The sequence below is a fragment of the Tropicibacter naphthalenivorans genome, assembly GCF_900176475.1.
GTDB lineage: Bacteria > Pseudomonadota > Alphaproteobacteria > Rhodobacterales > Rhodobacteraceae > Tropicibacter > Tropicibacter naphthalenivorans.
The window spans coordinates 179070-194166 of record NZ_FWXX01000002.1 but is presented as its reverse complement, the minus strand read 5'-3'; the positions used below and the strand labels follow the sequence as shown (position 1 = coordinate 194166).

The 15097-nt window shown below is 63.0% G+C and carries 11 protein-coding genes and 1 tRNA gene; 7 read left to right on the top strand and 5 right to left on the bottom strand.

All coding sequences use genetic code 11. The features are described from left to right. The first annotated feature begins 137 nt into the window (after positions 1-137). The 3 genes from B9A11_RS05280 (at position 138) to B9A11_RS21355 (ending at position 5933) form a co-directional block, all read left to right on the top strand. Positions 138-1772, top strand: coding sequence for a calcium-binding protein (locus B9A11_RS05280; RefSeq protein ID WP_058246933.1), 1635 nt, complete (start codon positions 138-140; stop codon positions 1770-1772). A gap of 135 nt (positions 1773-1907) precedes the next feature. Next, complete coding sequence (locus B9A11_RS22405; protein ID WP_058246934.1) at positions 1908-3533, top strand: calcium-binding protein; 1626 nt, start codon at positions 1908-1910, stop codon at positions 3531-3533. Positions 3534-4559: 1026 nt separating this feature from the next. Continuing rightward, on the top strand, positions 4560-5933 hold the full coding sequence (locus tag B9A11_RS21355) for a calcium-binding protein (protein ID WP_159452474.1): 1374 nt from the start codon (positions 4560-4562) through the stop codon (positions 5931-5933). A 15-nt stretch (positions 5934-5948) separates the two neighbouring features. Here the strand turns inward: B9A11_RS21355 and B9A11_RS05265 are convergent. Continuing rightward, positions 5949-6025: transfer RNA gene (locus B9A11_RS05265), tRNA-Ile, on the bottom strand. A gap of 36 nt (positions 6026-6061) precedes the next feature. Further along, complete coding sequence (locus tag B9A11_RS05260) at positions 6062-7426, bottom strand: hypothetical protein (protein WP_143595806.1); 1365 nt, start codon at positions 7424-7426, stop codon at positions 6062-6064. Between the two features lie 142 nt (positions 7427-7568). On the opposite strand from B9A11_RS05260, the gene purM reads away from it, so the two are divergent. The 3 genes from purM to rnd all read left to right on the top strand — a co-directional run bounded on the left by purM (position 7569) and on the right by rnd (position 10455). Then, entirely contained in the window at positions 7569-8612 is a 1044-nt protein-coding gene (purM, locus tag B9A11_RS05255) for a phosphoribosylformylglycinamidine cyclo-ligase (RefSeq protein WP_058246937.1), read from the top strand. Between the two features lies 1 nt (position 8613). Further along, positions 8614-9201, top strand: coding sequence for a phosphoribosylglycinamide formyltransferase (gene purN / locus B9A11_RS05250; protein ID WP_058246938.1), 588 nt, complete (start codon positions 8614-8616; stop codon positions 9199-9201). Between the two features lie 96 nt (positions 9202-9297). Then, the gene (gene rnd / locus B9A11_RS05245) at positions 9298-10455 is read left to right on the top strand and encodes a ribonuclease D (protein ID WP_058246939.1); all 1158 of its coding nucleotides are present in this window, start codon (positions 9298-9300) and stop codon (positions 10453-10455) included. A gap of 55 nt (positions 10456-10510) precedes the next feature. Here rnd and B9A11_RS05240 read toward each other — a convergent pair whose 3' ends face one another. Then, positions 10511-11014: a hypothetical protein gene (locus B9A11_RS05240; RefSeq protein WP_058246940.1), complete on the bottom strand. Its 504-nt coding sequence runs from the start codon at positions 11012-11014 to the stop codon at positions 10511-10513. Positions 11015-11136: 122 nt separating this feature from the next. Here B9A11_RS05240 and B9A11_RS05235 point away from each other — a divergent pair, with 122 nt between their 5' ends. Further along, on the top strand, positions 11137-11541 hold the full coding sequence (locus B9A11_RS05235; protein WP_058246941.1) for a SufE family protein: 405 nt from the start codon (positions 11137-11139) through the stop codon (positions 11539-11541). Positions 11542-11694: 153 nt separating this feature from the next. Here the strand turns inward: B9A11_RS05235 and trpE are convergent, their stop codons facing one another. Together trpE and B9A11_RS05225 are read right to left on the bottom strand one after the other, a co-directional pair. Further along, positions 11695-13209: an anthranilate synthase component I gene (trpE, locus tag B9A11_RS05230; protein ID WP_058246942.1), complete on the bottom strand. Its 1515-nt coding sequence runs from the start codon at positions 13207-13209 to the stop codon at positions 11695-11697. A gap of 14 nt (positions 13210-13223) precedes the next feature. Beyond that, positions 13224-15071: a peptidylprolyl isomerase gene (locus B9A11_RS05225; protein ID WP_058246943.1), complete on the bottom strand. Its 1848-nt coding sequence runs from the start codon at positions 15069-15071 to the stop codon at positions 13224-13226. Positions 15072-15097: the final 26 nt, after the last annotated feature.

The window sequence follows — 15097 nt, the reverse complement described above, 5'->3', positions numbered from 1 at the left end:
TTAACGCCACGTTAACCATTCCAGCCCGGTTTGCCAGCCTTGACGCAGGGGGGGGCTTTCCCCACCGTGTCCGCAGATTTGAAAGCGTCCGGCCGTCAGGTCCGGGCGCGCTTTGCATTGGCACTCAGGGGATAGACATGGTCGAGATTACCGGTACCGCAAGCGGCGATTACTTGCTTGATCTGGACAGCGGGGACACCATCCGAGGTCTGGAAGGCGATGATACCATCATCGTCGAAGCAAAGGACAGCCTGCCCGATTCCGTGCTGGGCGGCGAAGGCGATGACTTAATCCAGTTCATGGATGACACGGGGATGGGCTTGGTGACTGTGACCGCTGGGGGCGGTGATGATACCATCATCGGGTCAGCCACGGATCGGACACACCTCTCTGTTTTCACCTCGGACGGCGAGCCTGAGGTGACGATCCTTATGGCGTCGGGACAGATCAAATCGGCCGAGCGCGACGTCTCCTTCGGAAATATCGACAACTTCTTTGTGTGGAGGGCCGGATTTCAATGGAGCGATGTCACCGTCGACATGCGAGGGACCCAGAGCACCGCCGCGACCAACCTGTCGATGAACCTCGGTGGTGGCGATGATACCTTTTACGCAGGCGAACAGTTTGTCTACCTGACGCTCGGCGACGGTGACGATTACATCTACACGAACACCTTTGGGGGCAACTTCAATGGCGGCGATGGGGTCGACACGGTGGACTTCAGCCTGATGGGCGGTGCGGTCACGTTTGACATGTTCCATGTGCAGTACGCCGATCTGAACGGCCTGACCAACGTCCTTTATAACGTCGAGATCTTTCGAGGCAGCACGCGCGGCGACACGCTGTCGGTGACGAACGTCGACATCGACGTGACCTTTCTGGGATTGGCGGGCAATGACACGCTGACGGGCGGCCTTGGCAACGACACGCTGGACGGCGGGCATTCGCACGACAGCCTGTCCGGGGGCGACGGCGATGACCGGCTGGAAGGCGGCTACGGCAACGACACGCTCGACGGCGGCGCGGGCGAGGATACCGCCGTCTACAGCGGCTTTGGCGGTGGCATCACGGTCAATCTGAACACCAGCGGCGGGCAATACACGGGCGCTGCGGGCACCGACGATCTGAGCAATATCGAGCATCTGATCGGCGGCGATTACAACGACCGCCTGACCGGCACAACGCAAGACAACCGCCTGTTCACTGGCAACGGGTCGGACCGGGCCTTTGGGCTTGGTGGAGATGACACGCTGGTGGGCGGCGCGGGCGCCGACACGCTTCAAGGGGGCAACGGCGTGGACCTTCTTCAGGGGTATGACGCGCGCGATTTTCTGGACGGCGGCGCGGGCGCGGACGAGCTGGATGGCGGCAGCGGCAACGACACCCTGCGCGGCGGCACCGGCAGTGATGTGCTGTCCGGTGGCAAAGGCCGCGACATCCTGATTGGCGGCACGGCGGTGGGCACCACCTATCCCGGCGATGGCGAGGTGGATTTCTTTGTGTTCGAAGACCCCAGCACCAGCGGCACAGGCGCTGCCCGCGACATCATCCGCGATTTTGAGCAGGGGCTGGACATGATCGTGCTGGCCGACCTCGGGGCGTTGACCTTTGTCGGGACCGACCTGTTCGATGGCAAAGCGGGCGAGCTGCGATATGCCCAGACTGGCAATTACACCATCGTTCAGGTGGATATGGATGGCGACGCCCGGGCGGACTTTGAAATCCGCCTTGACGGGCTTTATGCCCTGACCGAGGACAGTTTTATCCTCTGACCGCTTGGCCGCGTCCCGTCGGGTCAGGAATGCCTGCCTTGATCGGGAACGGCCTTGGCCCCAGCCTCGCTGCATTGGTTCACGCGTCCGCCGCACGGCGGCTGGCGCGCTTTGCATCAGGTAAGGGGATGAGACATGGCACGCATTGATGGCACCGCCGGCGGCGACTTTTTGACGGATATCGACGAGTCCGACACCATTGTTGGTTGGGACGGGGACGACACCATCGTGGTGCAGGAAGCCGATGGGCTGTGGGATTGGATCGTGCCCGCCAAGGGCGACGACCTGGTGATTTTCGAAGAAGGCACCGGGGTTGGCTCGACGACGCTTTCGCCAAACGACGGCAATGACACCATCATCGGCAACACAGTCGACAGGATCAGTGTTGGCGTCAGACTTGGGGCCGATGACAAGGAAGTCGCCGTCGACCTCGGCAGAATGGAGATCACCACCTCGGACCGTGTGATCCTCATGGAAGAGGTGAGCAACCTGAGTTTTCACAATTTCTGGGGTGAAGTGCCGGGAGTCTATGTCGATGCCACCGGCTACCAAAGATCCACCTACAAGATGCTGCTGAACACGGGCAATGGTGACGATACCGTGCGGGTCGGCGGGGACGATATCCATGTAGTCCTGAACGAAGGCGACGATCTGGTGGTGATGGAACGTCTTGTCGGGATCATTGACGGCCAAGGGGGCAATGACACCATCGACCTTGGTGCGCTGAGCAGCGCGGCAGAGGTCCATGCCTTTGGCGGCCACGTCTACGCTGGTGGGCTGGCGATCCATCCCACAGGGATCGAGTCCTACATAGGCACGGCGTTTGGCGACGAGATGCTCGCCACAGGAACGACCGATAGTTTCGCCTTTGACGGCGCGGCGGGCAACGACACGCTGACCGGAGGCGGCGGCAATGACACGCTGGACGGGGGGCATTCGCACGACAGCCTGTCCGGCGGGGATGGCGATGACCACCTGACCGGAGGCTACGGCAATGACACGCTCGATGGTGGTGACGGCAGCGATACCGCCTATTACGACGGCTTCGGCGGCGGCATCACCGTCAGCCTCGCGGTCAGCGGCGCGCAGAACACAGGCGCTGCGGGCACCGATGAGCTGAGCAATATCGAGCACCTCGTGGGCGGCAGCTACAACGACACGCTGACCGGCTCGACCGGCGACAACCGCATCACCACCGGCAACGGCGTGGACCGGGCTTATGGCCTTGGGGGCAATGACACCCTGATCGGCGGGACGGGCGCGGACACCCTGCAAGGGGGGAATGGGCAGGACCTGCTGACCGGTGCGGGTGGGCGCGACTACCTCGACGGCGGTGCTCAGAATGATGACCTGTATGGCGGCAGCGGCAATGACACCCTGCGCGGCGGGTCAGGCAGCGATGTGCTGTACGGCGGCAAGGGCGCGGATATCCTCGTGGGGGGCACGGTCACCGGCTCGACCTATCCCGGTGACGGTGAAGAGGACTTCTTCGTCTTTGACGATCCCAGCGTCAGCACGCCACTGGAACGCGACATCATCCGCGATTTCGAACAGGGTCTGGACAAGATCGTACTGCAGGACTTTGGCGAGGTGGTTTACATCCATACCGACCCCTTCGACGCCAAAGAGGGCGAGTTGCGCCATTTCCAATCGGGCAACTTTACCATCGTGCAACTGGATCTGGACGGGGATGCCTCAGCCGACTTCGAGATCCGCCTCGACGGCAATTACATCCTGACCGAGGACGATTTCATCCTTTGACGAGGGTGGGGCCTTTCTCCGTCAACTCGGTGTTTACCAACTTCGGCCAGATTGCCGCCCGTGACCACCCCGGTCTCGGGCGCGTTAACGAGTGCACGGCCAGAAGGCCAAGGTGACGGCGCGCATCAACGTCAACTCTCAGAAGGGACGCGCGCTATGGCAGTTATTCAAGGAACGGCAACCGGTGAAAAGATCGAAATCCTGCCAGACGACGGGTTGGATCTCGACGAGTTTTTCTATGAGGTTTTCGGGTACGAGGGCGACGACACGATCGTGGCCAATGGCAGCCACGAACATTACTTTGCGATTTCCCCGGGGCCGGGCGACGATGTCGTCATTCTAAAACCTGGTTTAATGAATGCACATGTTACCCTTGAAGAGGGAAACAACCTTATTCGCAATGAGAGTGACAGTCATATCAACGTTATTATTTCGGCCGATAGCGGAAATGACACGGTGCTGGGAGCCTCTGAAGAGAGTCCCGTCTATATCTATCTGACGCTACATTCAGATGATGAAACCGTGTCGTTCAATTTCGCTGACCAAGAGATTGTGACAGGCAAAAGAACCGTAGAATACTCCAACCTAGACGCATTAAAATTTGTAAATGGTGAATATGTTTGGGGGGAGGAAACGAAGCCCGTCGTACCGGGTGTTTTTGTCGATATGACCGGAGCCCAGGGCATGGAGCTTTTGTTATACCTTCAAACCGGGGAAGGTGACGACACCGTGCAAATGGACGACGGGTCACAGTACATTTCTCTTGAAGGCGGCGATGATCATGTGAAAATCCGAACGCTCGATAGCGATGCCAGAGTTTATGGTGGCGAGGGTCATGACATAATCGACTTTTCCGAGCTCTCAACGGCAATTGAGGTCAACGCGACCAAGCAATATGGGAATCGTAATTACAACTTTTGGGACTTGTACGTCGGCCCTTTGCGGCAGCCGCTTGAAACGTTGGAGTATCATAGTTTTCAACAATTCGAGGGGGCCAGAGGCACAAATTTCGGGGACACCTTTCAGGTGTGGTTCACGGATGAGGCTTTTACCTTTTCCGGCGAAGGCGGCAACGACAGTCTGACGGGCGGTCTGGGGGATGACACGCTGGACGGGGGCTTGAGTAACGACAGTCTGAATGGCGGCGCGGGCGACGACCATCTGACCGGCGGTCATGGCGATGACACCTTGATCGGCGGCGCGGGGCAGGACACCGCCTATTACAACGGGTTCGGCGGCGGTATCCGGGTCAGCCTTGCCACCACGCGCGCGCAGGATCTGGGCGCTGCGGGCACCGACATCCTGACCGGGATCGAACATCTCGTCGGCGGCGCCTACAATGACCAGCTCTTTGGCTCGGCCAAGGCGAACCGACTGGAAACCGGCAACGGCGCGGACCGGGCCTTTGGCCGTGCGGGGAATGACACGCTGATCGGTGGCAGCGGGCGCGATACGCTGGACGGCGGCACCGATGACGACCTGCTCGAAGGCTTGGGCGGGGCCGATCGCCTGATTGGCGGCGCTGGGGATGATACGCTGGACGCGGGTTTTGGCAACGACAGTCTCGATGGCGGCACGGGGGATGACACGCTGGACGGCGGGTACGGCAATGACACGCTTGTGGGGGGAGAGGGACAGGACACCGCGGTGTACCTTGGCTTTAACGGCGGTGTGACCGTGCGCCTTGGGATCAAGGGCGCGCAAAACACGGGGGCAGGCGGGATCGATGTTCTTGAGGGCATCGAACATCTGGTGGCGGATATGCACAGCGACCACCTGATCGGCTCTGCGGCGGACAACCGTCTGGACACGGGGCATGGCCGGGACATGGCTTTTGGTCTAGGCGGCAACGACACGCTGATCGGCGGCATGTCCCAGGACACTCTGCATGGCGGTACAGGCGACGACCTGCTGGAGGGGCACGGCTCAAAGGACCGCCTGATGGGCGCAAGCGGCGACGACACCCTACTGGGCGGCGGCGGGCGCGACATCTTGATCGGCGGTGAGGGGCGCGATGTGCTGAACGGCAACGGGCTTAGCTACGGTCATACTTTCCTCGGGCTCGGCAACGTGCTGGTGGGTGGCAACGCGGACGGTCTCGGGGACGGGGAGGCGGATGTGTTCCTGTTCGACGATCTCACCCAGCCGGTGCTTGGCCGCAACCGCGACCGGATCCGCGACTTTGAGCAAGGGCTCGACCTGATCCGACTGGACGTCGCGCCTGTGCCGTTGGACTTCATCGGCACTGATCGCCTCAGCGGCACCGCCGGAGAGCTGCGCTATGTCCAGAGCGGCGCCTTCACCGTGATCCAGATCGACACGAACGGCACCGGGCGCGCGGATTTCGAAATCCTGCTGCACGGGCAGTACACGCTGACCGCCGAGGATTTTATCCTGTGAACAAGGGCAGGGGGTTGGTAGGCCCGGCAGGACTTGAACCCGCAACCAAGGCGTTATGAGCGCCCTGCTCTAACCAATTGAGCTACAGGCCCACCGTGCGGTTTTCGTAAGGCGCTGCGGGGGCGGCGTCAAGTCGCGCTGACGTAGCTAACGACCGTCGCAACGACCAGCGACAGCAGGATCGCTGTGACCACCACCAACAGCGCGACGGGGTGGACGACTTTCATCAGCAGCGTCAGGAAGACGACGGTCAGCAGCGACAGCAGCACGGCGACGGCGATGGCGCGTCGCTTGCCCGCCGCCAGCAGGTCGATGACCGCGTTGACTTGAGCGTCGCTGGGGGCGGTGTCCATGTCGCGCAGCTTGTCCACGGCCTTTTGCGTCTTTGAGGAATTGCGCGTCAGGCTAAAGGTCAGCACGAACAGCAAATGCCCAAAGGTCGGCAGCAGCGTGGTCACACACAGCAGCCACAGCGCGGTGGCCTGTTCGGGGTGGTCTTGCGCGGTTTCCCAGTAGTCGCGCCAGTCGAGCGGCAGGGTCTCGGGCGAGAGCATGGCCCAGCCTTCGAGCAGTCCGATCATGGCGGCCAAAAGCAGCCCCAGACAGACCAACGCGGCGATCACATCGACCAGCAGATGGATCAGCAAGCTGCCCCATCCGGCGGTTTTGTCTTTGGCGTGACGGTTGTGGAGGTCTCGGAGTAGCAGGCGGGTGAGGCCGAGGGACAGCCAATCGGCGAAGGCGTTGGCGAAAGGAAGGAGGTGGAAGAAGAAGAGGAGGAGCGCTGCGGCTTCGGCATTTTCGACACCGGCAACGACACCGGCAACGACAACGACACCGGCAAAGACACCGGCAACGACAACGGCAACGACAACGGCAACGACATGGGCAACGACAACGGCAACGACAACGACAACGGCAACGACAACGGTGTCAAGAATCTCAACCACCCAAGTGGCCGCCTTCGCATGAAGGCCGGCCACTTGGGTAAGCTTGTGAACGCAAATTCGCAGCCTGTCGCGGATTGGATTGGTTTCTGGTACCCACCACCTTAAAAACAAAGTCACGGCGATCACTCTGGCGAGCAGGATTGCAACCTTGCCCAGACGCGCCGCGTGGTCTGGCGTGTCGGAAAAAAGCTCCAGCCCTTGGACGGACCATGTATTGAACAGCGCCCAGCCGATGAAGGCAAAAAGGACCGGATAGACGTAGGCCAGCGTTAAGCACCGCGCGAACGCTTCGCCCCTAAAGCCATAAAACCCATCCGCCCAATCCAGCAGTGCCTTCAAGGCGGGGTAATAGGCGCTGTCGCCGCTGGTGCCATAGCGGGCAATCACCGCGCCGCGCTGGTCTGGGCTTGGGTCAATGATCTTGGCGCGCAGGCGCGCCTCGCGGCGGTCTTGGCTCCGGTGCAGCATGTATAGCGCAAGCGTCACCAGCCCCGCGCCACCGCCGAGACCGCCCAAAACCGTCCAACCGCTCCACTCTGTCACGCCCCACGTCACCTTCTTTTTGTTCCGCCCGGTTGGCCCGCCCGCGCCCATAGGGTCAAGCCTGCCGTTGCAGCGCGCCATGCTTTGCGGTAAGCGCGTGCGCAAAGCCGGGCGGGACCGGCCCCATGCACGGAGACCGGGAATGAGCGACACGACAAAAGGCCTTACTTACGCGCAGGCGGGTGTGGATATCGACGCGGGCAACGCGCTCGTCGAGCGGATCAAACCGGCGGCCAAGCGCACCAACCGCAGCGGCGTGGCGTCCGGCCTTGGCGGCTTTGGCGCGCTGTTCGATCTCAAGGGCGCGGGCTATGACGACCCGATCCTCGTGGGCGCAACCGACGGCGTGGGTACCAAGCTGCGCATCGCCATCGACACCGGCCACGTGGACGGCGTGGGCATCGACCTGGTCGCCATGTGCGTCAACGATCTGGTGTGCCAGGGCGCGGAGCCTTTGTTTTTCCTCGACTATTTCGCGACCGGCAAGCTGGACACCGACACCGCCGCCCGCGTCATCGAAGGCATCGCAGAAGGCTGCGTACGCTCTGGCTGCGCGCTGATCGGCGGCGAGACGGCGGAAATGCCGGGCATGTATCCGGCGGGTGATTTCGACCTCGCGGGCTTTGCCGTCGGCGCGATGGAGCGTGGCACGGCCCTGCCCGAAGGCGTGGCAGAAGGCGACGTTCTGCTGGGCCTCGGCTCGGACGGGGTGCATTCCAACGGCTACAGCCTCGTGCGCAAGCTGGTCGAAGTCTCCGGCCTCGGCTGGGATGCGGACTGCCCCTGGGCCGAGGGCACCCTGGGAGCGGCGCTGCTGACGCCGACTCGGCTCTACGTGAAATCCTGCCTCGAAGCGATCCGCGCGGGCGGTGTGCACGCGCTGGCGCATATCACCGGCGGCGGCCTGACCGAGAACCTGCCGCGTGTCCTGCCCGAAGGCATGGGCGCCGAGATCGACCTGAACGCGTGGGAGCTGCCGGGCGTCTTCAAATGGATGCAGGAGGTCGGCCAGATCGAAGAGCGCGAGATGCTCAAGACCTTCAACTGCGGCATTGGCATGATCGTCGTGGTGGACGCCGAAGAGGCCGACGCCCTGACCAAGGTGCTGAGTGCGGCGGGCGAGCGTGTGGCGCGTCTGGGCACGGTCACGGCTACCCAAGGCGTTGCCTACACCGGGGCGCTCTGAGGTGAAGCGCGTCGCGATCCTGATCTCGGGCGGCGGGTCCAACATGGTCAAGTTGGTCGAGGATATGACCGGCGATCATCCCGCGCGGCCCGTGCTGGTCGCGTCCAACCAGCTGGACGCGGGCGGTTTGGCCAAGGCGGCGGACATGGGCGTGGCCACCGCTGCCGTGGACCACAAGGCCTATAAGGGGGATCGCGAGGCGTTCGAGGCGGCTTTGCGTGAACACATTGACGCGGCCCAGCCGGACATCCTGTGCCTGGCGGGCTTTATGCGCATCCTGACGCCGTCCTTCATCCGCGCCTACGAGGGCCGGATGCTGAACATCCACCCGTCTTTGCTGCCGAAATACAAGGGGCTCCACACCCATCAGCGCGCGCTGGACGCGGGCGACCGCGAGGCAGGCTGCACCGTCCACGAGGTCACCGCCGAGCTGGACGACGGACCGATCCTTGGGCAGGCCCGCGTGCCGATCGAGGCCGGGGACGATGCCGACACCTTGGCGGCGCGGGTGCTGAAACAAGAACACAGACTTTACCCAATGGTGCTGCGCCGCTTTGCAGCCGGAGACAAGACGCCGGTTCATCTCTGAGCCGGTGTTTTCATTTCCACACGCTTAGGGTTATGATGCCTCTGAGCGGCCCGACCACAGCGGCAAAACACGTTAACGAACAAGAAAAGGCTGCGAATGCAGACCATTACCACCACCGAAGAATTGGCCGCCTTTTGCGACCGCGCAAAGGGTCAACCCTATGTCACCGTGGACACCGAATTTCTGCGGGAACGGACCTATTATTCCAAGCTGTGCCTGATCCAGATCGCGCTGCCGGGGACCGACACCGACGACGCCGTGCTGGTCGATCCGCTGGTGGATGGCCTGTCGCTGGAGCCTTTGCTGGAATTGTTCCGCGATGAGCGCACGGTCAAGGTGTTCCACGCCGCGCGTCAGGACCTTGAGATTTTCTACATCGACCACCGCTGCATCCCGACGCCGCTGTTCGACACGCAGGTCGCGGCGATGGTCTGCGGCTTTGGCGAGCAGGTCGGCTATGAAACGCTGGTCAAGCGTATTGCCAAGCAGCAGCTCGACAAATCCAGCCGCTTTACCGATTGGTCGCGCCGTCCGCTGACCGACGCGCAGAAAACCTACGCCCTTGCCGACGTGACGCATCTGCGCCAGATCTACGAGTTCCTGAACCGCAAGTTGCAGGAAACCGGGCGCGAGCGTTGGGTGGGCGAAGAAATCGCCGTCCTGACCGACCCCGAGACCTATATCACGCGCCCCGAAGACGCGTGGAAGCGGGTCAAGACGCGGTCGAACAGCCCTCGGTTCCTGGCCATCGTGCGCGAGTTGGCGCGCTTTCGCGAAAGCTATGCCCAGGACCGCAACCAGCCGCGCAACCGCGTGTTCAAGGACGACGCGCTGGTGGAACTGGCCTCGACCAAGCCCGCCAATATGCAAGACCTCGGCCGGTCGCGCCTGCTGCTGCGCGAAGCCCGCAAGGGCGCCATTGCCGATGGCATTCTGGCGGCGGTCAAAGCGGGCGTGGACTGCCCCAAGGAAAACCTGCCGCAGGTGGTGAACGACAAGGACCGCCTTCAGATCAACCCGGCGTTGGCCGACCTGCTACGCGTGCTGCTGAAAGCCAAGACCGAGAAGTCGGGCGTTGCGTCCAAGCTGATCGCGCCTGCCTCTGACCTTGATGCGATTGCCGCCGGGGAACGGGACGTGCCTGCCTTGCGCGGCTGGCGGCGCGAGGTCTTTGGCGAGGACGCCTTGCGCCTGTGCGAAGGCAAGATCGCGCTCTCGGCCAACGGCAAGAGCGTCGCGGTGATCGACCTGTGAGAAACGCAAAACGCCCCCGGTTGGGGGCGTTTGGTTTTTCAGGCTCTGGCGGGATTTAGCGGCGGGCCGTGCGCACGTTGCGGGCTGCCTTGACGCGGATCGTGCGAATGCCGCGCAGCTCGTTGTCCGTCAGCCAGACTGCCGCGGTGACTTGGCGCGACAGGGCGGTGCCCACGTTGCCGGGCTGCTGGATGGCGCGGAAATCATAGGTCAGCGTATCGGCGTCGCTCTCTTCGTCATTCTTGACCAGACGCACCTCAAAGGCGCCCTGACGATCGGCCACCGCCGTCGCACGGATCACAGCGCCACCGGGACGGCGTTCCACCAATAGTTCGGTCACTTCGCCCACGGCCCAGCCCTGATAGGTCTCGGGTTGGTTGCTGCGAAAGACGCTGGACCGGCGGGCGGGGATCAAAGGGTTGACCTCTGCGCCAGTCGCAACCGCCTCCGAGGTGCTGCGTCCAAACCAGTTGAACGGATTCATCGCAGAGTCGCGAATGGCCCCGCAGCTGGTCAAAACCACCGAAGAGACGACAAGAACACTAAGCGCTTTTTTCATGTGGGAACTGCCCTTTTGCCCGGTGAATAACGGGTTAACGCATCTGGAGCGCTTTGAAAAGCGTCAAGGGCTGGACCTTTTGCCCAAGGCCGCTTACCTGCCATGTCAAAAGGGAGACCGACATGGCGCAGGCAGCATTTGAAGAGGTGGTCGAGGATTTCGAATTCCTCGAAGATTGGGAAGACCGCTACCGCATGGTGATCGAGATGGGCAAGGACATGGGCACGATGGACGATGCGCTCAAGGTGCCGGCCACCAAGGTCGAAGGCTGCGCGAGCCAGGTCTGGCTGCATATCGCGCCCGAGGATGGCGTGTTCCATTTCCAAGGCGACAGCGATGCACTGATTGTCAAAGGCCTGATCGCTCTGCTGCACCGCCTCTACGATGGCTTACCCCTAGGCGACGTGGCCAAGGTAGACGCCCGCGCCGAACTCGAACGCCTTGGGCTGAACGATCACCTTTCGGCGCAACGCTCCAACGGATTGCGCGCGATGATCGAACGGATCCGCGAAACGGCGGCCGCTTAAAAGGGGCGCTGCCCCTCGGCCTACGGCCTCACCCCGGGATATTTGAAAAGAGAAGAAGACACGGGCACTCCGGTTTGGACTTCTTCTCTTTATAAATATCCCGGGGGGAATGCCCAACGGGCAGGGGGGCAGCGCCCCCAAACCAGCAAGCTATCAGCTATTTCCGCCGCCTGTGAAGCGCGCAGCGTCGGCGGCTGCGCGCCGGATGGCGTTGGATTTGTGGACGGTTTCCATATATTCCGCCTCGGGGTCGCTGTCGTAGACCACGCCGCCGCCCGCTTGGATATACAGCTTTTGATCTTTGACGATTGCAGTGCGTAGGGCGATGCACATGTCCATATCGCCGCCCGCGCTGAAGTAGCCGACACCGCCGCCGTAGACGCCGCGCTTTTCCGGTTCCAGCTCGTCGATGATTTCCATCGCGCGCACTTTCGGCGCGCCGGACACGGTGCCCGCGGGCAGGCCGGACAACAGCGCGGACAGGGCGTCTTGGTCGTCGGCCAGCTCGCCGACCACGTTGGAGACGATGTGCATCACGTGGCTGTAGCGCTCGATGATGAACTGTTCCGTGGGGCGCACGGTGCCGATCTTGGACACCTTGCCCGTGTCGTTGCGCCCTAGGTCCAGCAGCATCAGGTGCTCGGCCAGCTCTTTCTTGTCGGCCAGCAGGTCTAGTTCCAGCGCTTTGTCCTCTTCGGGGGTGGCGCCGCGCGGGCGGGTGCCTGCGATCGGGCGGATGGTCACTTCGGACCCAAACACCCGCACGAGGATTTCCGGCGACGCGCCGATCACCTGGAAGCCGCCAAAGTTAAAGTAGAACATGAACGGCGACGGGTTCGTCCGGCGCAACGACCGATACAGCGCAAAGGGCGGCAGCGGGAAGGGCTGGGTCCAGCGCTGCGACGGCACCACCTGAAAGATGTCGCCCGCCTTGATGTAGTCCTTGGCCTTTTCCACCGCGGCCTTGTAGCCGTCGTGGGTGAAGTTCGACACCGGCTCGCCCAGCTCTGCCGCATCGCCAAGGTCGCGCGTGACCTGCGGCATGGCCCGTTCCAGATCGCGCACCGCGTCCATCACGCGCTCGGCGGCCTGCGCATAGGCGGCGCGGGCCGAAACCCCATCCTGCACCCAAGCGGGCGAGACCACGGTGACTTCGCCCTTGGCCCCGTCGAGCACCGCCACCACCGAGGGGCGCATCATCATCGCGTCGGGCAGGCCCAGCGGATCGGGGTTCACGTCGGGCAGGTGTTCCACCAGACGGATCATGTCGTAGCCGAGGTAGCCGAACAGGCCCGCCGCCGCTTGCGGCAGATCCTCTGGCAGGTCGATCCGCGATTCCGCCAACAGCGCGCGCAGCGAGGTCAGCGGGTCTTCGGCCACTGGCGTAAAGCTGTCGGGATCGAACCGCGCGCTGCGGTTGATCTGCGCGCTTTCGCCGAGGCATTTCCAGATCAGGTCCGGCTTCATGCCGATGATCGAATAGCGCCCGCGCACTTCGCCGCCGGTCACGGATTCAAGCATAAAGGCATCCTTATGCGCGCCTGTGAGTTTCAGCATCAGGGACACCGGCGTGTCCAGATCGGCGGCGAGGCGGGTATAGACGATCTGGTTTTGGCCAGCCGAATAGGCCGCTTCGAAATCGCTAAAGGAAGGAGTGAGTTCTGACATGGGCGATATGGGCTTTACTGAAAGTTGGCGTGCACGGCGTTGATCGCCGGTTGGTCGATCACCACGCCAGCGCGGTTTTGAATGTCGGTGGCCAGCGCACGGAACAGATCGTTCGCCACATCGTTGGAGGCTTGGTCGCGCAGCAGGGCCGCCAGTTGTTGGGCCGCGTCGCCGTCTGAATCGGCGGGGACGATCTCATCGAGGCGGACGATGATCGCGGTGCCATTGCCGGGGATCGCGGCGGCCTCACCGGGCTCCAGCTCGAACACCTTGTTGAGCAGGCCAGCAGGCAGGGCGGCGGAATAGGCGGTCCGGGTCAGGGGCGCTTGTTCCTCGGCTTCCAGCCCTTGGTCCTCGAAAGAAGCCCCGTTCGACAGCGCCTCGACCGATGCCTCGGCAGAGGCGACCAGCGCATCGGTCAGCGCGTCCAGCTCCCAGCCTTGTTCGACCTGTGTGCGCACGTCCTCGAAGGGCATGGGCGCGGGGGCTTGGATTTCGTCCAGACGCAGCGCGAACACGCCGCCATCGCCCAGTTGCGCAATCGCCGGATAGTCGTCAGCGCTCAGCGCCTCGGCGGCCTGACGGAAGGCGTCAAAGCCCGCGATGTCGGCGTCGTTATCGCCGGTCCAGCCGATGGTGCCCAGTTGCAGATCGGTGCTCTGGGCCAGCTCTTCGAGCGTGGCCCCGGCGGCCAGTTCGTCGTCAAAGCCGGTGGCCTGCGTGTCGATCACGCGGCGCGCACGGTCCAGCGCCAGCACTTCGCGCAGGTCAGGGGTTGCCTCTTCGAAGGTGATTTCCTGAGCGGCCAAAACGGCGTTCACGCGGAACAGGGCCGGGCCCAGATCGCTGGGGGCGGGGCCGGCGACATCGCCCACCTCGGCGCTGAAGACCGCCTCGGCGGCATCGCCCAGATCGGAGCGGGCCACGTCGCCCATGTCGGTGTCGGCCAGATCCAGATCCCGCTCGGCCACGAGACCCTCAAACGTGATCTCACCGGCGGTGATGCGGTCGGCGGCGGCCTGCGCTGCGGCCTCATCAAGGAATACCAGACGCTCGACAAGGCGGCGCTCGGGCTGGTTGAACTCTTCAAAGCGCTCGTCATAAGCATCGCGCAGGCTGGCCTCGTCGACCTCGACCGTGTCCACCAGCATTTCGGGCGTGAGCCACGCATAGGTGATCTGCTTGGTTTCCGGCGTGGTAAAGGCGTCGATGTTCGCCTCGTACCATTCTTGCAGCTCGGCGTCGGTGGGCACGGGCAGGCCGGTGTTGATGGCGTCGCGGCCAATCATCGCCCAGCTAAAGGCGCGCTGTTCGCCGTTCCATGCAATCAGCGTGTCGATATAGGTGTCGGGCAGTTTCACCCCCGCCAGAACCGCGCCTTGCAGGATGGTGGCGGCGGATTGGCTGCGCTGCTGGGCTTCGAACTCGGACTCGCTGAGCCCTGCGTTGTCCAGCGCCATGGCGTAGGTTTCGCGGCTGAACTGGCCGTCCGGCCCCTGAAAGGCGCGCACGTTGCGGATTTCCTCGGCCAGACGTTCGTCGCCGATGGAAATGCCCAGTGTCTTGGCCTCGTTTTCCAGGGCGGCGGTCACCACCATCTGCGACAGCACGCGGTCGGGCAGGCCGATCAGCTGCGCCTGTTGAAAGGTCAGCGGCTGGCCGATCTGCGCCTCTTGGGCACGGATTTCGTTTTGCAGGCTGCGCGCGTAGTCCGTCACCGGCATGTCGGTGTCGCCAACAGAGCCGATGGCCCGCACATTCCCAGAGAAGTTCGTGGCGCCAAAGCCACCAAGGCCAAGGATCAGCATCCCCATCAAAATCCAGACCAGAGTGCTTGTGGTCTTGCCCGCTTTGCGTGCCATGTTCTTCTCCCTTGGGCGTCGTTCGG